Raw genomic sequence first — 22,839 nt, 5'->3', positions numbered from 1 at the left:
CAAAGCGATGGCTTTGGCCTTCGGTATTTAAGAGAAATAACCTTGCCCGGTTCGCGGAAATAAGCCAACGTTGACTCATGCGTCAACAAAAAGCCCCCAAAGGGGCTGGAACCACTCAATAGGGAGAACACTCAATGAATGAACAAATAACGCATATGGCCGGTCAGGTCACAGCCGGGAAGATGACTCGCCGCGAATTCATGGGGAAAGCCGCGGCCCTGGGCGTTTCGGCTGCCGTGGCCAGCACGATGTTCGCGGACGCAGCACGCGCAGCAGGCCCGAAAAAGGGTGGTGATCTGAAGTTCGGTCTGCAAGGCGGTGAGTCGACCAACTCGCTGGATCCGGCGACCTATGCCAGCTCGGTTCCGTTCCAGAACGGCAAGCAGTTTGGTGACCAGCTTGTAGAAGTTGCACCAGATGGGTCCATCGAACCGCGCCTGGCGGAAAGCGTCGAAGGCAGCGCGGATGCCAAGGTCTGGACCTTCAAACTGCGTCAGGGTGTCGAATTCCACAACGGCAAAACCATGACCAGCGAGGACGTGCTGAAGACAATGCAGCGCCACTCGAACGAAGACTCCAAGTCCGGTGCCCTTGGTATCATGAAGGGCATCGAGTCAATGAAAGCCGATGGCGACAATTTCCAGGTCACTCTGTCCGAGCCAAACGCTGACCTTCCGTATCTGATGGCCGACTACCACCTGATCATTCAGCCCGATGGCGGCATGGACAATCCCGGAGCAGGTATCGGAACCGGACCGTACAAGGTGGAAGTGGACGAACCCGGTGTGCGCCACTTGTTCACAAAATACGAGAACCACTGGAACTCTGATTTTGGTAACTTCGACAGTGTTGAAGTTGTGGTTATCAATGACGCAACTGCGCGTACCGCTGCATTGCAATCGGGTCAGGTCCACGCCATCAACCGTGTTGAACCAAAGGTCGCGGACCTGCTGGGGCGCGCACCCAATCTGACCGTGCACTCGACCGCTGGCCGCGGCCACTATGTCTTTATCATGCACTGCGATACCGCACCGTTCGACAACAACGAACTGCGCACGGCCCTGAAGTATGCCATCAACCGTGCGGATCTGGTGGACAAAGTACTGCGCGGTTATGGCTCGATCGGTAACGACATGCCGATTAACGCAGCCTATCCACTGTTTGATGAGACAATCGAACAGCGCGAGTTCAGCGTGGAAAAAGCAGCCGAGCACTACAAGAAGTCCGGTCATGACGGCTCGCCGATTGTCCTTCGTGTTGCAGACGGCGCCTTCCCGGGCGCGGTGGATGCTGCAGCCCTGTTCCAACAGACAGCCGCCCAGGCTGGAATTCCGCTGGAAATCAAGCGCGAGCCGAATGACGGCTACTGGTCCGAGGTTTGGAATGTGCAGCCCTTCTGCGCCTCTTACTGGGGCGGTCGTCCGGTACAGGACCAGATGTACTCGACCGCGTATCTGTCGACGGCGGACTGGAACGATACACGTTTCAAAGTTCAGGCATTTGACGACCTGCTGTTCGCGGCTCGTGCAGAACTGGATGTCGAGAAACGCAAGGGCATCTATAGCCAGATGGGCCGCATGGTCCGTGATGAAGGCGGTCTGATTTGCCCGATGTTCAACGATTTTGTTGAAGGTGTCAGCAACCAACTGGATGGTTGGGAAAGCGACCCGACACAGGAAATGATGAACGGCAACATGTCCCGCAAAATGTGGTTCGTCTGATACGGGCATCGGATAATGCATCCTATCATAAAACTGGTTTCCCAGCGCCTCGCGCTGGGAATTCTATTGCTGTTCGGCGCTTCGGCCTTGATTTTTGGCCTGACCGAAGCTCTTCCCGGAGACGCCGCGCAAGCCGTCCTGGGGCAGTCCGCAACCCCCGAGGCCTTGGCCAACCTTCGCGAAGAAATGGGCCTGAACCGCCCGGCCCTGACCCGTTATTTTGAATGGCTGGGCGGCATCGTTCAGGGCGACCTTGGCCAATCGCTGACCAACAAGCTTGATATAGCCGAGAGCATCGGAAAACGCCTCGGAAACACGTTGTTCCTGGCTTGTGTCGCGGCAATCGTATCCGTCCCGCTTGCGATCTTTCTGGGTCTGCTGGCTGTCCGGTTCCGCAATCGCTGGCCCGACAAACTGATTTCCGCCGTCACGCTGACAACGGTTTCCATCCCCGAGTTCCTGATCGGATACGTCGTGATCTACTACATCTCGGTCAAGCTGGGATGGTTTTCCTCGCTTGCGATGATCAACGACTCGATGTCGTTCTGGCAAAAGCTGAACGCGATTGCGCTGCCGGCCTTCGTTCTGACACTGGTGGTCCTCGCGCAGATGATGCGGATGACCCGCGCTGCAATTCTGAACCTCATGCAATCAGCCTATATCGAAACGGCCGAACTCAAGGGCCTGAGCACATTTCAGGTCATCGCGCGGCATGCCTTTCCCAACGCAATCTCACCCATCGTGAACGTTGTCATGCTGAACCTCGCCTACCTCGTTGTTGGCGTCGTAGTGGTTGAAGTGGTGTTCGTCTATCCCGGCATGGGGCAGTACCTTGTGGACGCCGTGACCAAGCGTGACGTGCCGGTTGTTCTGGCCTGCGGCGTGGTATTCGCGGCTGTTTACATCGGCCTGAACATGGTCGCGGATATCGTCTCGATCCTCGCCAACCCAAGACTGAGGCATCCGAAATGAAAAACATCCCTCTTTCGGCTCTGATTGGCCTCATATTCACCGGCGCCTATTTCTTCGTGGCCATTGCTGCCCCGTTGATCGCGCCTTACGGGATGGCAGAAGTGGTCGGCGATGTATGGGAGCCGGCCAGCGCCGAACACCTGCTGGGCACCGACAATATCGGCCGCGACCTGCTGACCCGCATGATCTATGGCGGGCGCACGACGATCTTCATTGCCGCCGCCGCGACATTGCTCAGCTTCTTGACCGGTACATCGCTTGGTCTTCTGGCCGCCGTTCTGGGCGGTTGGGCGGATCAGGCGCTTAGCCGGACGGTCGATCTGATCATGTCGATCCCAACCCTGATCCTTGCGCTGGTCATTCTGGCCATCGTTCCGGTAACTGTCCCGATCCTGATCCTCGTCATGGGCCTTCTGGATGCGACACGCCCTTATCGCCTTTCGCGCTCCGTCGCCGTGGACATCAACGTGATGGATTATGTCGAAGCCGCGAAACTGCGTGGTGAGGGGCGGACATGGATCATCTTCCGGGAAATCCTGCCGAACGCATTGTCACCGCTGGTGGCCGAGTTCGGCCTGCGGTTCATCTTCATGGTGCTGTTCATCTCTACCCTGTCTTTCTTGGGTCTTGGCGTTCAACCGCCGCTGGCCGACTGGGGTGGCATCGTGAAGGAAAACAAGGACGGCATCGTGTATGGCATTGGCGCGGCCCTGTACCCCGCGGTGGCCATCGCGACGCTCGCGATCTCGGTCAACCTTGTGGCTGACTGGATCCTGAACCGTACTACATCGCTGAAAGGAGGTCGGGGATGAGTGATTCCCTTCTCAAGGTCCGTGACCTCAAGATCGGTGCAACCGTTTACCCACCGGGTGAGAAACCCCATGACATCGAAATCGTGCACGGGGTCAGCTTTGACCTCGAGCGCGGCAAGGTATTGGGTCTGATCGGTGAATCCGGCGCTGGGAAATCCACCATCGGTCTTGCCTCGATGGCCTATGGCCGGGGTGGCGTTGAAATCACCGGCGGCGAAGTCTGGGTCAACGGGCGCGACATCCTGAAATCATCGCATGGCGATATTCGGAATCTGCGCGGGGGCGAGGTTGCCTATGTCTCGCAATCTGCCGCCGCGTCGTTCAACCCGGCCAAGAAGATCATGGATCAGGTTGTCGAAGCGGCTGTCGAGCACAAGAAGTTTTCGCGCAAAGAGGCCGAGTCCCGCGCGCGCGAGCTGTTCGCAAAGCTGGGTTTGCCTGACCCTGACAACATCGGCAACCGTTATCCGCACCAGGTTTCGGGCGGTCAGTTGCAGCGTTGTATGACCGCATTGGCACTGTGTCCTGAACCCGATCTGGTGGTGTTCGACGAACCGACCACGGCGCTGGATGTTACCACCCAGATCGATGTTCTTATGGCGATCAAGGATGCCATACGCGACACCGGCGTTGCCGCTTTGTACATCACCCATGACCTGGCCGTGGTTGCGCAGGTCAGCGACGATATCATGGTTTTGCGGATGGGTGACACAGTCGAATACGGCAGCACCGATCAGATCATCAACAACCCACAGGAAGAATATACTCAGGCTTTGGTCTCGGTGCGTTCGATCGAGCACGAAGAAAAGCAGCCCACACCGGAACCGCTGCTTACCGTTGACGGGATCACCGCGCGCTACAAGGGGCTGAACTTCGACGTGCTGCACAACGTCAATGTCGAGCTTCATCCGGGGCAGACGCTGGCGGTCGTGGGCGAATCCGGTTCGGGCAAATCCACGCTGGCCCGGGTGATCACCGGCCTGTTGCCGCCGCGCGATGGCGAGATCCGTTTTGCCGGTCGCACGCTGTCGCCGGACCTTGCGGGGCGTTCTCGGGAGGATCTGCGCGAGTTGCAGATGATCTATCAGATGGCAGACGTGGCAATGAACCCACGCCAAACCGTCGGCACCATCATCGGCCGCCCGTTGGAATTCTATTTCAACATGCGCGGCGCCGAAAAGCGCAAGCGGATCATCGAGCTGTTGGATGAGATCGAGTTGGGCGAAAAGTTCATCGACCGCTATCCTGCGGAACTGTCCGGAGGTCAGAAACAGCGTGTCTGTATCGCCCGGTCACTGGCAGCCAAGCCCAAGATGATCATCTGTGACGAGGTCACTTCGGCTCTGGATCCGCTGGTGGCAGACGGGATCCTCAAGCTGCTGCTGGACCTGCAAAAGATCGAAGATGTGGCCTATCTGTTCATCACCCATGATCTGGCGACGGTCCGCGCGATCAGCGACAGCATCGCGGTGATGTATCAGGGTCGCGTGGCCCGTTATGGCTCGAAGAGCCAGGTGCTGAGCCCGCCCTTCGACGATTATACCGACCTGCTGCTCAGTTCGGTGCCTGAAATGCACCTGGGCTGGCTGGAAGAGGTTGTCGCCCATCGCAAGATGGAAAGCGCCGGCAACTGATCCGGTTCGTGACATTTCGATGAAGGTTTGAAATCCCGGCACCTTGTGTGAAGACAGGTGTCGGGATTTTGCTATTGGAGGCGCAAAGTGGCAGCCCGAGGACGTCGAATCTCTTAGGGTCGCCGGAATGCAATGTCTCTCGAAGGGCCTCGACATGGACCGCAAGCTACTCCTTATCATTCTGGACGGAGTCCCCTATCGCAACTTTCGCCGCCTGTTCGGCAATCTCGAAGGCTGGGTCGACAGCGGAGAAGCACGCGTCTGGAAACTGCATGCCGTGCTGCCCTCGACATCGGCCAGTTGCTATGCGTCGATCCACACCGGCGTGACGCCGCAAGAGCATGGCTGCACCGGAAATGGAAACGTCTTCCGGCTGAACCACAAGGACGTGTTCAGCCAGGTGCGTGAAGCCGGTGGTGTGACCGGGGCGGTCACACACAGCTATTGGTCGCAATTCTTCAACCGTCATCCCTTCGATTACGTCCGCGACATCGAATATGACGAACCCGAAAGCGCGACGATCAACCATGGCCGTTTTCACAGCATGACGGGCTATGGCAAAGCCAACCAGATGACGCCATCCGATGTCGACCTGTATGCCACTCTGACCAATCTGTGCCTGCGTTTCGGGCTGGACTATGGCATTCTGCACACCTGCACGCTGGACAGTATGGGCCACCGTTTCTTCCACGATTGTGAAGAAATGGATCACGCTTGCTTTGTCGCCGACGAAATGCTCGCCCCTTTCATCCCCCGCTGGCGCCAGTTGGGATATGAAGTGATCGTCACCGCGGATCACGGCCAGGACGAGCGTGGGCACCACGGCGGGCGCGGCCCGCTGCAACAGGAAACGGCGCTGTACTATTTCGGCGACGCCGAAGGGCCAGACGCAGATACCGTCATAAGCCAGTTGCAATTGGCCCCGACCATCCTGAGCCGAATGGGTGCCCCCATTGCTGAGACAATGAAGGCCGAACCGTTTCTGCGGTAATGCGCACGCAGCTTCGGGGTCACTTATGCGGCCTTCGCAGCCACCACTGTCGCAAACACCTGATATCCATAAAGTGACCCGTTTCGAGCACGTCTTTCGTGCTCGGCTACGAGCCCCTCTGCCAGTTCTTTTCCGATATCACCCCGCTCGTACATTTGCTTGGTGGTCAGGTCGACCCAAGGCAACATCTGCTCGGGTGTCGAGACAACTCTGCTCTGCACGTCGAAATGTTGCACGGAAAGTCCGGCATCGGAAATCATTGACCTGAGTTTTGCGACGACAAAAGGATCGGTCACAAACTCGCGTACAAATTCCTTTGCACACATATCCAGTGGATCATTCGGAAAAGCACTGAAGGTCGCTTTTGAGAAATCAGCGTCACAGACGATCAAGATCCCATCGGGTTTCAGCACTCTGAAGGCCTCGGCAACCAACGATTTGGGGTCTTCTACATGCGTGAGCACCGTGTGCATGATGACCGCATCGACGGCATCATCCTCCAGCGGAAGCGCGGCACCGTCGGCAACCTTGAAAGTCAGGTTCGAATGCTCTTTGGCCCGAGTGCTGGCTTCCGAGACAAATCCTTGCGAAGGCTCGAAACCTATGACGTTCGCCGGGTGGCAGTGTGATGCGATGCGACGTGTAACGGCGCCTGCACCGGCGCCAACCTCAACAACCGTCGATGCATCCGTGACGTTCAGGTGACCCAGATACGCGGCAACGATCTGTTCCATCGTCGGGTCCGCTTGCCGCTGGTCCATCGAATCCGCAAACAGCTTGATGAATTCCGGCCCTGCGGCATCGACGTTCTGAAAGGGGTCGGCCATAAGGTAAGATCTCCTCGGAAATTTTGAGTGAGCTTACCACAGCCAGCCGGTTTTCGGCATACAGGCCCCAAAAGGACCTGAGCCTTCAATTCACTGCATCAGTCGTAGGACCAGATCCCCTGCCCCAGCGCTTCTATCGCAACCGAAATACGCTCAAAACTGTCGGCCGCACGTTTCACCGCAGTTCGTGCGCGCAGATATCCGTGCACAAGACCGAATTCATTGATCCAGTGGGCCTGCCCGCCCGCCGCATTGATCCGACTGCAATAAACTTGCCCGTCGTCACGCAGCGGATCGCAATCAGCCGTTACAACCACGGTCGGTGGCAGGTTTGAATAGTCACTGTCCTGCAATGGCGCATAGGTCGGATCGCCCTGGGGCGGATCGCCCGCGCATCGGATGGTTTCATAGAACCTGATTTCGTCCAGCGTCAGCAAGGGGGCCTGGGCATGTTCCTGGTAGGACCCCTGACTGCGGTCCCCTCCGAGGCCCGGATAGATCAGCACCTGCCCAAGAATCCCGTCCAAACGCCCGCGCGCGTAGTGGGATACAGCAGCAGCCAGATTTCCACCGGCGCTGTCACCGGCCAAAATCAAAGGGTCTCCGAATTCGTTTGCGGCCCAGTTCGCAGCGCTCCAACAGTCGTCAAACTGTGCCGGGTGCACATGTTCAGGGCACAGCCGGTAATCGACGGCGACGACCCGATACCCGGTTTGGGCGCATAATTCAGCGCAAACATCGTCGTGACTTTCCAGACCACCAACAACGAAACCGCCACCATGAAAATAGATGACGGTTCGGGTTGGTTGCCCGGCAGAGTAAATTCGAACCGGAACACCATCGGCCGCCCGGTCTTCTGTTTCCACGCCAGCCGGGCGTGGTTGGCGAAAGTCCTGACACATGGTGTCATAGAAACGGCGCTGATCCTCGATCGACAGCTCGACAGCGTCATCGGGATAGCTTTCGGCCGTGCGACGTATGAACGCCCAGGTTTCTTCGTCGATCAGGCGTTCATAGTCCATTGTCCCTCCGGCTTATTCAGACCACTCCCATGGCCGGGTGTATACGCCCAGCACTTTTGCAACATCGTCTTCCGAAGATCCGTTCGCGTCAAGCTGCGCGACGAGGCCGCGTTTCTTATCATCAATGACAGAAACCACTCGCGCCGCCAAACCGGCATCCTCGAGGGCACCGTTGTAGATACGAGTGATGGCCTGTTTCCGCAGATCAGGCTTGAACACCTTGCCAACGGCCGTTTTGGGCAGCTCATCCAGAATGGTCATGTGCTTGGGTTGCGCCGCGCGTTCATGCACGTGAACCTTGCAGTAATCCATCAGCTCTTTCTCGGTGACAGACGCGCCCTCGACCAGCTCGACAAAGGCGCAGGGAACTTCACCGGAATGCGCATCCGGCTGGCCGATGGCACCGGCAAAAGCAACGGCCTCGTGACCCAGCAAAGCCTCTTCGATCTCGGCAGGGTCGATGTTGTGACCGCCACGAATGATCAGGTCCTTGGCGCGACCGGTGATCCACAGATATCCATCTTCGTCGAAGCGCCCCAGATCGCCCGTGCGCAGGTACTTGTCGAAGTGATACAGGTTAACGTTCTTGTCGGCCTCAGTGTAAGTATTGCCCGCATAGACACCAGGGTTCGAGATGCAGATCTCACCGATTTGATCAGTGTCGCACTCGGTCGGTCCATCTGGCCCATCCTGCAAGATCTTGACGTCTGTATAGGGGAACGGAATACCGATCGATCCAATCTTTTTCTCACCATCCACCGGGTTGCACGAAACCAGACACGTGGCCTCTGTCAGACCGTATCCTTCGACAATGGTGACGCCGGTCGCTTCTTCAAAGCGGCGGAACAGTTCCACGGGCAGCGGAGCCGAGCCCGAGAAGGCCGTTTTTACGCTTGAGATATCGGCATCGACCGGGCGCTGCATCTTGGCTGAAATCGCGGTTGGCACGGTGATGATGAAGCTCACCTTCCAACGCTCGATCAGCTTCCAGAAATTGTCGAACACCCCGTCGCCGCGATATCCCTGTGGCGTCGGGAAAACCACATGGGCACCGGATGATACGGCCGCCATCACAATCACATGCACCGCAAAAACGTGGAACATGGGCAGCGGGCACATGATGACGTCGTTTTCGTCAAACAGAAGCGTGTTCCCCAACCAGCCGTTGTAGATCAGGCCGGAATACTTGTGCTGCGCCACCTTCGGCATACCCGTGGTACCGCCGGTATGGAAATAACAGGCGACACGATCTTCCTTGCTGTCTTCAAACGTCAGCTTCGTCGGTTGCTTGGCCAGTTCCGTGTGGAAGTTCTTGTAATCCGCATGGGCAAGCTTTTCCTTGTCGCCCATCTTGGGGCGCAGGAACGGCACCAGCCATGATTTGGGCGGGGTCAGATACCGATTCAGGTCGATTTCCAGAATGGTATTGACCTTGGGTGCGTGGCGCACCGCCTCTTCGACCTTCTGCGCGACATCTGTTTTCGGAAAAGATTTCAGCGTCACCACGACCTTGGCACCGGTCTCGCGCAGGATCGCGGCAATCTGTTCCGGTTCAAGCAAGGGGTTGATCGGGTTCACGATCCCCGCAACCGCGCCGCCCATCATCGTGACCAGTGTCTCGTTGCAGTTGGGCAGCACATAGGCGACCACGTCCTTTTCACCCACACCCAGCGAGCGGAACAGGTTCGCCGCCTGGTTGACCTGAGCCAGAAGTTGCGACCAGGTCAGGGTCTCGGCCTTGTCCGTCGGGCCCGAGAACAGTTGGAAGCTCATGGCATTGTGGTTGGGGAACTTCCCTGCGGTGCGCGACAAAAGCTGGTGGAAGGTGACAGGCAAATCCCGATCCTCCCACGGCATTTCCTGTTCCATGCGCTTCTTGTCTTCCAAACCCACAAAGGCCATGTGGTTCCTCCCGTATTATTCTCCCGCGTTTTGCGCGGGCTTGTTGTTCGCAACCAAGATGGAAGCAAAACGAACCTCGCGCAAGCGAGGCCTTAGCCTTCAAGGGGAGTAAAATGTAGAATGACGCTACGGCGAATTCGCAAGTGCCGGAGCGTCACTCTTATTCTGCGGCGACACCATCGGTGAACTGCAACCGGGCAAGGCGTGCATACAGCCCGTCCTGAGACACCAGATCCTCATGGCGGCCTTGTGCCACGATGCGGCCTTCCTCCAGCACGACGATGCGGTCGGCTTTCTTAACCGTCGCCAATCTGTGCGCGACGATTAGGGTCGTGCGGCCGGCGCGCATCTTGTCCACCGCGCCCTGCACTGCGCGTTCGCTTTCCGCATCCAGCGCCGAAGTCGCCTCGTCCAGCAGTAGAACCGGCGCGTCGCGCAGGATTGCGCGGGCAATGGCAATACGCTGCTTCTGCCCCCCAGACAGCATGACACCGCGTTCGCCGACAAAGCTGTCATATCCTTGCGGCAAGGCCGCGATAAAATCATGCGCGGCAGCGGCCCGCGCGGCGGCCTCAACTTCTGCATCCGAGGCGTCCAGACGGCCAAAGCGGATGTTTTCCCGCGCGGATGCGGCAAAGATCACAGGATCCTGAGGCACCAGAGCCATGTGGCGGCGGAAATCAGACCGGTTGATGTCGCGCAGATCAAGACCGTCCAGCGTCACGCGGCCCGAGTTCGGATCATAGAACCGTTGGATCAGTTGGATCACGGTTGTTTTTCCCGCCCCGGATGGCCCGACGAATGCGACCGTCTCGCCAGGTTTCACCAGAAGCGACAGATGATCCAGTGCAACCGTATCGGGCCGCGCGGGATAGCGGAAGCTGACATCTTCAAACCGGATTTCGCCCTGAATGTTCTTGGGAAGCGCTTTGGGATTGGCAGGGTCGGTCACGGTATCTTCTGCATGCAGTAGCTCGACCAGACGTTCGGTGGCCCCCGCGGCACGCTGAAGTTCGCTCCAGATTTCGGACAGGGCGGCGACCGAACCCGCCATGATGATCGAATAGATGACGAACTGGATCAGAACACCTTCGGTCATCACGCCATTGCGTACGTCATTGGCACCCATCCACAGAACGCCGACAATGCCGGAAAAGACCAGAAAAATTACGATGACGGTCAGCACCGCGCGGGTTTGAATACGGCGCAGAGAAACTCTGTACGAGGTTTCCGTCATCTCGCCGAATTGCCTCCGGCTGGCCTGTTCATGGGTAAAGGCCTGCACGGTCTGTACCGCCCCCAGCGCCTCGCCCGCATTGCCCGAGGACGCCGCGATCCAGTCCTGATTCTCGCGGCTGATCACGCGCAGACGGCGACCAAGTACAAGGATCGGCACGATGACCACTGGGATCAGCAACAACACCAGCCCGGTCAGCTTGGCGGATGTCAGCAGCATCAAAACCAGTCCGCCAATGAACATCAGCATGTTTCGCAGGGCAATGGACACGGACGAGCCGAGAACAGATTGGATCAGCGTCGTGTCAGTGGTGATCCGGCTCAGCACCTCTCCGGTCATGATTCGCTCATAGAATTCCGGGCTCATACCGATGACCCGATCAAACACCGCCTTGCGGATATCGGCCACCACCCGTTCGCCCAGACGGGTCACAAGCGCATACCGAATACCGGTGCCCACGGCCAGAACGGCAGCGATGACCAGCGCGGCCAGAAAATACCAATCCAGAAGCTCTCCATCCTGAATTCGGAAATTGTCGACCACGCGCCGCACCGCCAATGGCAGCGTGAGGGTCATGCTGGCCGTCAGAATCAACGCCAGCGTCGCGCCGATCATCAGGAATTTGTAGGGTTTCATGAACGGCCAAAGCGAGGCCAGAACCCCAATCTTCTTTGAACGGGCGCGTTCCTCGGAAGCTCCGGGCGCGGCGATATGCGTTGGCTTGCTGGCGGCTTGTCTTGCCATGTCTGGCCCTTGTGTCCTGAACCGTACTGAGTGACCGCTTTCTTGGAGGTAGCGGCAGGTATGGTCAAGCATCACAACCGCAATCGGCAGGTCGAAAGGGCCATTTGACGCAGAATTTCAGGGAAGGCGTGGAGCGGGTAGACGGAATCGAACCGACATAGCCTGCTTGGAAGGCAGGGGCTTTACCATTAAGCTATACCCGCAAATGGTTTGCGCTGGTTAAGTCATGCTTTCGGGATCGTCAAGCCGGAAGTGGCAAATTTAGTGGCGCAATTTTTCCGACACGGCTCGGCCCGTCAGTCCTGATTGCGAAATATCCGGGTCGAGGAAAAGAACCGCTCCAGTTCTTCGATCCGCTCCTTGCTTTCTTCCCAACGCGCCTCCTGCACTTCGGCAATCAGCGTTTCCGAGATCAACTGCAAGGCAATGGTCGAATCCCAACTGGATGGCGCCTCGACCAATGCGTGGAAGGAATAATTGGCGGTCTTTCCGATCGGCGATCCCCATTGGTCCGTAAACAGAACAACGGTGACGCCGCGGCCCGAGGCAACCTGTGCCAGCTTCTCCAGATGCGCCTCGTAGCGGCGGATGTCGAAGATCACCAGAACGGATGATTTATCCATATCCAAAAGGTATTGCGGCCAGACATTCGCCGAATTGCCCAGCATCGTCACGTTGGGCCGGATGATCTGCATGTGATTGAACAGATAATCCGCATTTGACCGCGTGATGCGGCCACCAACGACATAAAGATGGCGCTCTGTCTCGGCCAAAAGACGCGCGACGGCATCGAACATCTCTTTGTCCAAACGTTCCAGCGTGTGGCGCATGTTGGTCCATACGGCCTGGGCAAAGCGCGTTGTCGGATGTTCTGCCTCATCATCCACAACCCAGGCGTCCCGTTTCGAGATCGGCTTTTTGATCTGCGCCGCAACCTCTTCGCGCAGCGCATCCTGCAAGTCGGGGAACCCGTCAAACCCAAGCTTGCGCGCCATGCGAATGACGGTCGGGGTCGAAACCTGCGCCGCAGCGGCCAGCTTGGTGATCGATTGCAAACCGGCCATGGGATAATCCTGCAACAGGACCGAGGCCAATTGACGTTCAGACCGTGTCAGATCGTCCAGTTCATCCTGAATCCGCTGTTTGACAAGTTTGGCAACGGTGGCCATCGGCGCCCTCGTTTCTTGAATTTGTTACAGAATATGTTCGTTTGAAATTTTGTCTACAGAAATTTTCTTGACAGGTGAGAAGTTGCTGTAACAAATGCTACCTATGTGTCACGAGACCGAGTCATCATTGCTTTTGCCGACCGAAGCCCCGGCAGCCCGCTTGCTCAATGCGCACGGTTGCGCGCCTGCCGTGCTGATATGCGAACATGCAAGCCGGTTTATTCCGGCCGCGCTGGATGGATTGGGGCTGGATGAGGCGGCGGCCAGCTCTCACGCGGCCTGGGACATCGGCGCGCTGGACCTGTCGGTGGAGCTGATGGGCGCTTTGGATGCGCCGCTGGTCCACTCGCGCGTCAGTCGCCTTGTTTATGACTGCAACCGCCCGCCCGAACGCGACGATGCCATGCCGCAGGTCAGCGAAGTGTTTTCCATTCCCGGAAACATGAACCTAACAGATGCTCAGCGCGCCCAGCGGGTTCGCGACGTGTATGAACCTTTCAAAACACTGGTTTCATCCACTTTGGACGAACGGCCCGAACCTCCGGTTGTCATCACGATCCACAGTTTCACGCCCGTCTACAAGGGAACCCCCCGAACGGTGGAGCTGGGGATTCTTCATGACGAAGACGACCGCGCCGCACAGCTGATGCTGAGCCACGCGGAAAGCTCGGGATTGCGCGTGGCTTTGAACGAACCTTACTCGGCCACGGATGGCGTCACGCACACGTTGCGCGAACACGCGGTCCGGCGCGGGCTTCCAAATGTCATGATCGAAGTTCGAAACGATCTGATCGACACAGCAGACGGCGTGAACCGCATTGCGGGATTGCTGACGCCAATTCTGCAATCGGTCATCCAAGACTTATCGCACGCAGAGGCGAAACCATGAGAGCAGAGGTATCGGGATGAATTTCATGCGGGGATATGTGGCGGTCATTGACCGCACGAACCGCTGGATCGGACGCTTCGTCATGTACGGCATCTTCGTCATGATGGGCATTCTGCTCTGGTCCTCGATTTCAAAAACCTTTTTCCTGCCATCGCTTTGGACCCTGGAAATGGCCCAGTTCGCAATGGTCGCCTATTACATTCTGGGCGGCCCCTATTCGATCCAGATGGGGTCCAACGTCCGCATGGACCTTCTGTACGGCGAATGGTCCGACCGTCGTCGCGCGTGGACGGATGCGATCACCGTCCTTTTTCTAATCATCTACCTGGGCGTGATGATCTACGGCGGATACGACTCTCTGAGCTATTCGCTGCAATATGGCGAACGCAGCCCGACCGCGTGGCGTCCATATCTGTGGCCAATCAAGGTCATCATGGTCGTGGGTCTGTTCCTGATGTTGCTTCAGGCGATCTCGGAACTGTTCAAAGATATTCTGCGCCTCAGGGGCGATGACATCCCGCGCGAGGTGATCTGATGTCTTACGAATTGATCGCCATCCTGATGTTTTCGACCATGATGTTGATGCTGCTGACCGGGCAGCGCGTTTTTGGCGCGATTGGATTTGTCGCCGTGATGGCCGCCCTGTTTCTGTGGGGGGATCGCGGCGGCTATGACATTGGCTTTTCGGCCGCCATGAAGCTGATGAAATGGTACCCGCTGCTGACCCTGCCGATGTTCATCTTCATGGGCTATGTTCTGGCCGAATCCAAAATTGCAGACGATCTGTACAAGATGTTCCACGTCTGGATGGGCGGCCTGAACGGTGGGCTCGCGATTGGCACGATCGGTCTTATGGTGCTGATCTCGGCCATGAACGGGCTGAGTGTCGCAGGCATGGCCATCGGCGCGACCATTGCGCTGCCGGAACTTCTGAAACGCGGCTATGACAAGAAAATGGTGACCGGGGTGATACAAGCCGGATCGTCATTAGGTATTCTTGTGCCACCCTCCGTCGTGCTGGTTCTTTACGCGATGATCGCGCGCCAGCCTGTCGGGCAGCTCTGGCTTGCAGGGCTGCTTCCCGGGCTGATGATGGCCGCAATGTTCATCCTTTACATCGTGATCCGCTGCCGCATCAACCCGGCGTTAGGGCCCGCCTTGTCAGCCGAGGAGCGCGACGTGCCCATGGCAGAGAAACTGCGCCTGTTGCGCGCGGGCCTGCTGCCCCTGGGTATTTTTGCCGCGATGATGGTGCCCTTCGTCAACGGCTGGACCTCGCTTGTTGAAAGCTCGGCCATCGGTGCGTTGACGGCGTTCGCCGCGGCCATCCTCAAGGGCCGTATGACACGTGAGGTTTTCGAGACGTCTGTACGGTCAACGCTGGGCATCACCTGTATGTTCATGTGGATCATTCTGGCTGCGCTTGCCTTTGGCGCTGTTTTCGACGGTTTGGGCGCCGTTCGGGCAATCGAGAACCTGTTTACCGAACGGCTGGGCCTCAACCCGTGGGTGATCCTGATCTTGATGCAGCTCAGCTTTATTCTGATGGGCACGTTTCTGGACGATACGGCCATGCTGGTGATCGTCGCGCCTTTGTACGTGCCGCTCGTGGGTGCATTGGGGTTCGACCTGATCTGGTATGGGGTTCTGTACACGATCACCACCCAGATCGCCTATATGACGCCGCCCTTCGGCTACAACCTGTTCCTGATGCGCGCGATGGCGCCGCCAGAGATATCGCTGCGCGACATCTACGGTTCGATCCTGCCCTTCGTGATGGTGATGACGCTGGCGCTGGCGATCATCATGACATTCCCGCAGATCGCGCTGTGGCTGCCTGAATACATCTACAACAAATGATCCCGGATCAAACCGGGGCTTCGCGGGCAATCCCCGCACAATCGAAACTGACCAACGGAGAGAGAGAATGACGAACAGACGTACATTTCTGAAAGGTGCTGCGGCCGCTCCCGCCGCTGCTCTGGCGACGCCTGCACTGGCGCAATCGACCATCAGATGGCGGATGCAGACCTATGCCGGCCCGGCGCTGGCCGAACACGTGATCGACCCGGCCATCAAGATGTTCAACACGATCGCCGGAGACCGGATGCAGATCGAGCTGTTCTATGCCGACCAGCTGGTTCCGACGGGCGAGCTGTTCCGCGCCATGCAGCGCGGCACGATTGATGCCGTGCAGTCGGATGATGACTCGATGGCGTCGCCCACCGAGGTCACCGTGTTCGGCGGCTATTTCCCCTTTGCCTCGCGCTACTCGCTGGACGTGCCGGTTCTGTTCAACCAGTACGGGCTGAACGAGATCTGGGACGAGGAATACTCGAAAGTCGGCGTCAAGCACATCTCGGCCGGTGCCTGGGACCCGTGCCACTTTGCAACGAAGGACCCGATCAACAGCCTGGCGGACCTTCAGGGCAAACGTGTGTTTACCTTCCCGACCGCGGGCCGCTTCCTGTCTCAGTTCGGCGTTGTGCCGGTCACCCTGCCCTGGGAAGACATCGAAGTCGCGGTTCAAACCGGAGAGCTGGACGGCATCGCGTGGTCCGGCATCACCGAAGACTACACAGTCGGCTGGGCGGATGTGACCAACTACTTCCTGACCAACAACATCTCGGGCGCCTGGGCCGGTTCGTTCTTTGCCAACATGGATCGCTGGAACGAGCTGCCCGAAGATTTGCAGACCCTGTTCCGCGTCTGCACCGATCAGTCACACTATTATCGTCAGTGGTGGTACTGGGGCGGCGAAGCCAGCCTGCGCGTCAACGGAGACAAGATGCAGCTGACGTCGATTCCGGACGAAGAATGGGCAACCGTCGAAGCCGCTGCCGTTGCCTTCTGGGACGAGATCGCAGCCGAATCCGAAACCAAGGCGAAGGTTGTTGAAATCTTCAAACAGTACAACGCCGACATGCTCAAGGCTGGACGGCCCTACCGCTACGGCTAAGAATTGGCCAAGCGACCCGCCCCTTGCATGGGGGCGGGTCTGACAGAACGAATGGCCGATGAAGGATTTCGGCAAAGACAAAGGTGGCACATGCTCACGTTCGAACATCTGAAAACGCAGGTATCCGAAGGTTCGGTTGATACGGTTTTGGTCTGCATGGTGGACATGCAGGGCCGGTTGATGGGCAAGCGTTTTCACGCGGGCCATTTCGTGGCTGGCGCATGGGAAGAGACCCATTGCTGCAACTACCTTCTGGCCACCGATCTGGAGATGGCGACACCCGATGGCTATGCCTCGACCAGTTGGGAACGGGGCTATGGCGATTATGTCATGAAACCGGACCTCAGCACCCTGCGCCCGGTGCCGTGGCTTGAAGGCACGGTGATGGTGATGTGTGACGTGCTGGATCATCACACGCACGAGGAAGTGCCGCACGCGCCGCGTTCAATCCTGAAAAAACAGGTCAGCCGTTTGAAAGCCATGGGTTATGACGCCATGACGGCGACCGAGCTTGAGTTTTTCCTGTTCGAGAAAAGCTTTGACCAGATCCGCAAGGAAGGATTTCGGGATCTGGAGCCGATCTCGGGCTATAACGAAGACTATCACATCCTTCAGACCACCAAGGAAGAGCATGTGATGCGTCCGATCCGCAACCATCTGTGGGATGCGGGCATTCCGGTTGAGAACTCCAAAGGTGAGGCCGAGACCGGACAGGAAGAGCTGAACATCAAATACGCGCCCGCGATGGAAACGGCCGAGTATCATTCGATCGCCAAGAACGCTGTGAAAGAGATCGCGTGGCAACATGGTCACGCAGCGACGTTCCTGCCGAAATGGCACCATGAGAAAGTCGGCAGCTCGTCCCACGTGCACCAGTCACTGTGGGCGGATGGACAGCCTGCCTTCTATGACGCCGGGGACGATCTGGGCATGTCGGCGCTGATGAAAAGCTATATGGCTGGGCTGCTGAAATATGCCCCTGATTACACTTATTTCATGGCACCTTACATCAACAGTTACAAACGCTTCATGAAAGGCACCTTCGCGCCAACGCGGATCATCTGGTCTGTGGACAACCGCACCGCCGGGTTCCGCCTGTGCGGTGACGGCACCAAGGCCGTACGCGTCGAGTGCCGAATTCCGGGCTCAGATATGAACCCCTATCTGGCGATGGCTGGCATGCTGGCGGCAGGGGTCGCGGGCATCGAGGAAGGGCTGGATCTGCAACCGCCGACCAAGGGCGACGTTTATCAGGGTGAGACTGCCATGATCCCGGGCAACCTTCGTGCGGCGCGGGATGCGCTGCACGGATCGGTCATGTTGCGCGCGGCCATGGGCGATGACGTCGTCGACCACTATACCCGTGCCGCAGAGGTTGAGATCGAGGAGTTCGAACGCGTGGTCACGGATTGGGAAATTGCCCGCGGGTTCGAGCGGGCGTGAGGTCGGGTCACGCTGGGGGCTCTGCCCCCAGACCCCCGGGATATTTTGGGCCAGATGAAGCAGGGATCCTGTTTCTTTCGGAAATGGAGTGAAAATGGGGCAGATGTTGAAATGTGTCTCGCCGATCGACGGATCGGTTTATGCCGAACGTGAAGTGTTGTCGCGAGAGGCCGCGTTCGGGGCCGCGGCGCGTGCTCGGGCTGCTCAGGCGAAATGGGCAGCTCGTCCGTTGCAGGAGCGGATCGATCTTGTGATGGCGGGTGTGGCCGCCGTTGGCGCCATGAACGATGAGATCGTGCCGGAACTGGCCCATATGATGGGTCGCCCAGTGCGTTATGGCGGCGAGTTCGGTGGATTCAACGAACGTGCCAGCCATATGGCGGAGATTGCCGAGACGTCCCTGGCAGATATCGCCGTCGGCGAAGACGAAACGTTCAAACGCTACATCAAGCGCATTCCTCATGGGGTGGTCTTTGTGGTGGCGCCCTGGAACTATCCCTATATGACGGCGATCAACACGGTCGCACCGGCGCTGATCGCGGGCAACACGGTCGTCCTGAAACACGCGACACAGACGCTGCTGGTGGGCGAGCGCATGGCAAAGGCGTTCCAGTCGGCAGGTGTGCCCGAGGACGTATTCCAGAATGTGTTCCTGAGCCATGACGTGACCAACGACCTGATCGCGGGCAACGCATTTGATTTCGTGAACTTCACCGGATCAGTCGGCGGCGGTCGGGCGATGGAACGTGCCGCGGCGGGCACGTTTACCGGCGTCGGCACCGAGCTGGGCGGCAAGGATCCCGGCTATGTCATGGATGACGCCGACCTGGATGCCGCGGTCGACACGCTGATTGACGGTGCGATGTTCAATTCGGGCCAATGTTGTTGCGGAATCGAGCGGATCTATGTTCACGAGAGCCTTTATGATGACTTTGTCGCCAAGGCGGTGGACATCGTGAAGGGTTACAAGCTGGGCAACCCGTTGGATGCCGAGACAACGATTGGCCCGATGGCCAATGTGCGGTTTGCCGATGAGGTGCGAGCCCAGATCGCCGAGGCGGTTGCAGCCGGTGCGGTCGCGCATATCGACACCTTTGCTGAAGACGACGGTGGCGCGTACCTGACACCGCAAATCCTGACCAATGTCACTCATGACATGCGCGTGATGCGGGACGAAAGCTTTGGGCCCGTGGTGGGCATCATGAAAGTGTCCTCGGATGAGGAGGCCATCGCCTTGATGAATGACAGTGAGTTTGGCCTGACTGCCAGCCTGTGGACCCGCGATGTGGATCGTGCGGCGCGGGTGGGTGACCGGATCGAAACGGGGACCGTGTTCATGAACCGCGCCGATTATCTGGATCCCGGCCTGTGCTGGACGGGCTGCAAGAATACCGGGCGCGGCGGCGGTCTGTCCGTCATCGGATATCACAACCTGACACGTCCCAAATCCTACCACCTCAAAAAGGTAACGGGCTAAGGACGACGGCCTGCTTCGGACCCACCCCCTCGCCGAAGCAGGCCTTATTTTGCAAAGGAAACCTGACATGACACTTGTTGGAAACTGGTCCTATCCGACCGCCATCAAATTCGGAGCCGGGCGCATCAGGGAATTGCCCGAAGCCTGCGCCGCCGCCGGAATGAAGAAACCATTGCTGGTCACGGACAAGGGGCTGGCCGATCTGCCCATCACCGGCTCGACACTGGACATCATGGAAGCCGCCGGACTGGGCCGCGGCCTGTTCAGCGATGTGGACCCCAACCCGAATGAAAAGAACCTTGAAGCCGGAGTTGCGGCCTATAACGCAGGTGGCCATGACGGGGTGATCGCCTTTGGCGGCGGCTCTGGGCTGGATCTGGGCAAGATGGTCGCTTTCATGGCCGGTCAGACGCGCCCCGTTTGGGATTTCGAGGATATCGGCGACTGGTGGACACGAGCCGATGCCAACGCGATCGCGCCAATCATTGCCGTTCCGACCACCGCAGGGACAGGATCGGAAGTGGGCCGCGCGAGCGTCATCACCAATTCCAAGACCCATGCCAAAAAGATCATCTTTCATCCCAAGGTTCTGCCAACCGTGGTGATTTGCGACCCGGAGCTGACCGTCGGGATGCCCAAGTTCATCACGGCAGGAACAGGCCTGGACGCCTTCGCGCATTGCGTCGAAGCCTTCTCGAGCCCACATTATCACCCGATGAGCCAGGGCATCGCGCTGGAGGGTATGCGACTGGTGAAAGAGTATTTGCCCCGTGCTTATGCAGACGGCACCGATATCGAGGCCCGCGCCCAGATGATGAGCGCCGCTGCCATGGGCGCAACGGCTTTCCAAAAGGGCCTTGGCGCGATCCACGCGATGAGCCACCCAATTGGCGCGGTATTCAACACCCATCATGGCACCACGAACGCGGTCTGCATGCCCGCTGTGCTGGACTTCAACGCCCCGGCCATTGCAGACCGGTTTCAGCAAGCTGCGGCATATCTGGGCATCGACGGCGGCTTCGATGGTTTCCGCGCCTTCGTGCAGAATTTCAACGACAGCCTTGGCATCCCCCGCACATTGTCCGACCTGGGTGTGACCGAAGCTTCTATCCCAGAGCTTGTCGAAGGGGCGATCATCGATCCGTCATGCGGCGGCAACCCGATTGAGTTGACGAAAGACAACCTGACGCAGCTGTTCAAAGCAGCGCTGTAAGAAACCAAAGGGCCCGGCGAAACTTGCCGGGCCCTTCGCGTTCAGATTGCCAAGATAAGATCAATGCCCGGTCAAAACCAGAGTGTTCACCGGCATCAGGATCAAACGCAGGCGCAGACCCGCGGCATGTACCACGCCGATCGTGTCGACCACGTGCAGAAAGGCCGCCTCCCAAAAGCCCAGATCCTCGTGCTCCAGCCGCTCGTGGTTGTCTGTGTAGACATTGGCCAGACAATTGCTGCCCGGCGGAATGTCATCGGCCATACCTTTGTATAGCGGCTCCATATAGACCAGAATCGAGCCCGGATTGTTGTTGGTCTGCACGTCCCGCAATTCGTCCGATGGGCGGATCTGGCCCGACGGGATGACATCCTGCACCTCGACCACCACGGTGGGGATCACGGTGAATGGCTTTGTCATGCAGCCCAATTCACCAATCATGCCCGGCTTGATAACCTGGGCAGAGAGCTGGTTGAAAGCGGCCTGAAAACGATCATGCCCTGTGTGCGATGGCACAAGAATGCCCGCGGGGCGCAACAATGGGCTTACGTAGTCACCGACCTGAAGGCCGAACTGTTCGACCCGCCCTGTGACGCCCGCGGTGATCACCGTCTTGTCCAACTCGGTCTGCGCAGCATCCAGTTGCGCAATGGCACTGGCCAGCTGCGCGGGGATCAGTTCTTCGATCTGCTGCTCAACCGCAGCACGTTTGGATTCCGCTGCAAGAACCTGGGCCTCTCGCTCGGCGACAAGGTTTTCCAGCCTCTCAATCTCGGCCAGTCTTACGGCGCTTGAACCCTCATCTCGCAAGGTTGTGTTGCGCTCAAGATCCTCCAGAGACTGCGCAAGCGCTGCCTTGGCACCTGCAATTCCAGCTTCCGCCTCGGCCAAATCGGTTTCCGCAACCTTAAGCGAGGCCTGCACCTGTGCAATCTGCGCATTTGCCGCCTGAACCTGAGCAGTCTGGCTGAAATCCTCGATCCGGAAAATCGGTTGTCCTGCGGTTACCAGTTCGTTGTTCTTGACGAAAACCTCGGAAACACGACCGCCCAATTGCGGCAGAATGGTCACCGTTCGGAAATAGGATGCCGCGGTTTTGCTGGCCGGATGAAAATAAAACAGTGTGGTAATGACGGTCAGCGCCAGAATGGCACAGGTGGTCAAACCCCAGCGCAGTTCGTACCACATGGTGAACAAGGTAATCTCGTGACCGATCCGCTTGCCCTGTACAAAACGGCGGAACAGATAGTCGGGCAGCACCGTTATCAGGGCGCAGAGCATGGTCTCGATCATATGGCTTGCTCCTGCGCGTCGCTGGGTTTGGATTCTGACGATGCTGGCACCGTTGTTTCAGGCACTGGTTCCAGAACAGGTGACCGACCCAGAGAACGAATGGCATCGGCAATGTTTCGAAGCGGGGTGGCAAAATCCGGAAACTGAAACCCTGCGACCAATATTGCAGCAACCCAGAAAAGCCCATTATGGGTAAATAGCGCCAGCAGCGCCAGAATACCCACCAACTGAAATTGCGGGTGATTGTTTTCGTGGGCCATTTTTTCAGGAACCGAATGCAGCGTCAGGTATCCGACACCGATCAGCACCACCAGAACGACGAAAAAAACGACCATGGCGGAGAAAAGGTAATCGCTTCCGTCAGCTGCGACAACATATCCTGGAATATGCCCTGTGGCCATTGGATGAACGTCTGCTGCGGTCACCTTACCCTCCTGTTTATTTTGATACTTCTTTGACCGGGTTGAAGCACAATTTCAAGGCTGCTTATAGTCCGGAAAACCAAACGCGTGGCGAATGAGGAGCTTTGGCGTC

General features: G+C 58.1%; 19 protein-coding genes and 1 tRNA gene. 12 read left to right on the top strand and 8 right to left on the bottom strand.

Annotated features, from left to right (window positions below; translation table 11 throughout):
- Positions 1 to 134 precede the first annotated feature (134 nt).
- From GS605_RS01440 to GS605_RS01420, 5 genes are all read left to right on the top strand, one after another.
- Complete coding sequence (locus GS605_RS01440; protein WP_171167064.1) at positions 135 to 1,721, top strand: ABC transporter substrate-binding protein; 1,587 nt, start codon at positions 135 to 137, stop codon at positions 1,719 to 1,721.
- Between the two features lie 15 nt (positions 1,722 to 1,736).
- A complete protein-coding gene (locus GS605_RS01435) occupies positions 1,737 to 2,693 on the top strand; it encodes an ABC transporter permease (RefSeq protein WP_152458791.1) in 957 nt (318 codons plus the stop codon).
- Positions 2,690 to 3,505 (top strand): ABC transporter permease, encoded by an 816-nt coding sequence (locus GS605_RS01430; protein ID WP_171630787.1) that lies wholly within the window; start codon positions 2,690 to 2,692, stop codon positions 3,503 to 3,505. Before GS605_RS01435 ends, GS605_RS01430 begins: the two co-directional genes overlap by 4 nt.
- A complete protein-coding gene (locus GS605_RS01425) occupies positions 3,502 to 5,139 on the top strand; it encodes an ABC transporter ATP-binding protein (protein WP_171722850.1) in 1,638 nt (545 codons plus the stop codon). Before GS605_RS01430 ends, GS605_RS01425 begins: the two co-directional genes overlap by 4 nt.
- Positions 5,140 to 5,293: 154 nt before the next feature.
- A complete protein-coding gene (locus GS605_RS01420) occupies positions 5,294 to 6,130 on the top strand; it encodes an alkaline phosphatase family protein (RefSeq protein ID WP_171722849.1) in 837 nt (278 codons plus the stop codon).
- Between the two features lie 23 nt (positions 6,131 to 6,153).
- Here GS605_RS01420 and GS605_RS01415 read toward each other — a convergent pair whose 3' ends face one another.
- The 6 genes from GS605_RS01415 to GS605_RS01390 form a co-directional block, all read right to left on the bottom strand.
- On the bottom strand, positions 6,154 to 6,957 hold the full coding sequence (locus GS605_RS01415) for a methyltransferase domain-containing protein (protein WP_171722848.1): 804 nt from the start codon (positions 6,955 to 6,957) through the stop codon (positions 6,154 to 6,156).
- Between the two features lie 98 nt (positions 6,958 to 7,055).
- Positions 7,056 to 7,979, bottom strand: coding sequence for an alpha/beta hydrolase (locus GS605_RS01410; protein ID WP_171722847.1), 924 nt, complete (start codon positions 7,977 to 7,979; stop codon positions 7,056 to 7,058).
- A gap of 12 nt (positions 7,980 to 7,991) precedes the next feature.
- Complete coding sequence (locus GS605_RS01405; RefSeq protein ID WP_171722846.1) at positions 7,992 to 9,881, bottom strand: acyl-CoA synthetase; 1,890 nt, start codon at positions 9,879 to 9,881, stop codon at positions 7,992 to 7,994.
- A gap of 160 nt (positions 9,882 to 10,041) precedes the next feature.
- Positions 10,042 to 11,862, bottom strand: coding sequence for an ABC transporter transmembrane domain-containing protein (locus GS605_RS01400; protein ID WP_171722845.1), 1,821 nt, complete (start codon positions 11,860 to 11,862; stop codon positions 10,042 to 10,044).
- 129 nt (positions 11,863 to 11,991) lie between these two features.
- Positions 11,992 to 12,065: transfer RNA gene (locus GS605_RS01395), tRNA-Gly, on the bottom strand.
- A gap of 93 nt (positions 12,066 to 12,158) precedes the next feature.
- The gene (locus GS605_RS01390; RefSeq protein ID WP_171630773.1) at positions 12,159 to 13,031 is read right to left on the bottom strand and encodes a MurR/RpiR family transcriptional regulator; all 873 of its coding nucleotides are present in this window, start codon (positions 13,029 to 13,031) and stop codon (positions 12,159 to 12,161) included.
- A 127-nt stretch (positions 13,032 to 13,158) separates the two neighbouring features.
- Here GS605_RS01390 and GS605_RS01385 point away from each other — a divergent pair, with 127 nt between their 5' ends.
- From GS605_RS01385 to GS605_RS01355, 7 genes are all read left to right on the top strand, one after another.
- Positions 13,159 to 13,920 carry an N-formylglutamate amidohydrolase gene (locus tag GS605_RS01385; protein WP_253283229.1) on the top strand — a complete coding sequence of 254 codons (762 nt, stop codon included), beginning with the start codon at positions 13,159 to 13,161 and terminating at the stop codon, positions 13,918 to 13,920.
- Between the two features lie 16 nt (positions 13,921 to 13,936).
- Positions 13,937 to 14,455 carry a TRAP transporter small permease subunit gene (locus GS605_RS01380; protein ID WP_152458809.1) on the top strand — a complete coding sequence of 173 codons (519 nt, stop codon included), beginning with the start codon at positions 13,937 to 13,939 and terminating at the stop codon, positions 14,453 to 14,455.
- Positions 14,455 to 15,780: a TRAP transporter large permease subunit gene (locus GS605_RS01375; RefSeq protein WP_171205339.1), complete on the top strand. Its 1,326-nt coding sequence runs from the start codon at positions 14,455 to 14,457 to the stop codon at positions 15,778 to 15,780. The genes GS605_RS01380 and GS605_RS01375 overlap by 1 nt, the downstream gene beginning before the upstream one ends.
- 67 nt (positions 15,781 to 15,847) lie before the next feature.
- Positions 15,848 to 16,879, top strand: coding sequence for a TRAP transporter substrate-binding protein (locus GS605_RS01370; protein ID WP_170343589.1), 1,032 nt, complete (start codon positions 15,848 to 15,850; stop codon positions 16,877 to 16,879).
- Between the two features lie 90 nt (positions 16,880 to 16,969).
- A complete protein-coding gene (locus GS605_RS01365; RefSeq protein ID WP_171722843.1) occupies positions 16,970 to 18,322 on the top strand; it encodes a glutamine synthetase family protein in 1,353 nt (450 codons plus the stop codon).
- Positions 18,323 to 18,416: 94 nt separating this feature from the next.
- Positions 18,417 to 19,799 (top strand): aldehyde dehydrogenase family protein, encoded by a 1,383-nt coding sequence (locus tag GS605_RS01360; RefSeq protein WP_171722842.1) that lies wholly within the window; start codon positions 18,417 to 18,419, stop codon positions 19,797 to 19,799.
- Between the two features lie 67 nt (positions 19,800 to 19,866).
- Entirely contained in the window at positions 19,867 to 21,012 is a 1,146-nt protein-coding gene (locus tag GS605_RS01355; RefSeq protein ID WP_171722841.1) for an iron-containing alcohol dehydrogenase, read from the top strand.
- Between the two features lie 60 nt (positions 21,013 to 21,072).
- Here the strand turns inward: GS605_RS01355 and GS605_RS01350 are convergent, their stop codons facing one another.
- Positions 21,073 to 22,305, bottom strand: coding sequence for an HlyD family secretion protein (locus GS605_RS01350; RefSeq protein WP_171630763.1), 1,233 nt, complete (start codon positions 22,303 to 22,305; stop codon positions 21,073 to 21,075).
- Positions 22,302 to 22,706 (bottom strand): hypothetical protein, encoded by a 405-nt coding sequence (locus GS605_RS01345; RefSeq protein ID WP_253283249.1) that lies wholly within the window; start codon positions 22,704 to 22,706, stop codon positions 22,302 to 22,304. Before GS605_RS01345 ends, GS605_RS01350 begins: the two co-directional genes overlap by 4 nt.
- Positions 22,707 to 22,839 lie beyond the last annotated feature (133 nt).

The organism is Ruegeria sp. HKCCD7559 (assembly GCF_013110575.1).
Lineage (GTDB): Bacteria > Pseudomonadota > Alphaproteobacteria > Rhodobacterales > Rhodobacteraceae > Ruegeria.
This window is presented reverse-complemented; position numbering and strand designations above follow the sequence as displayed.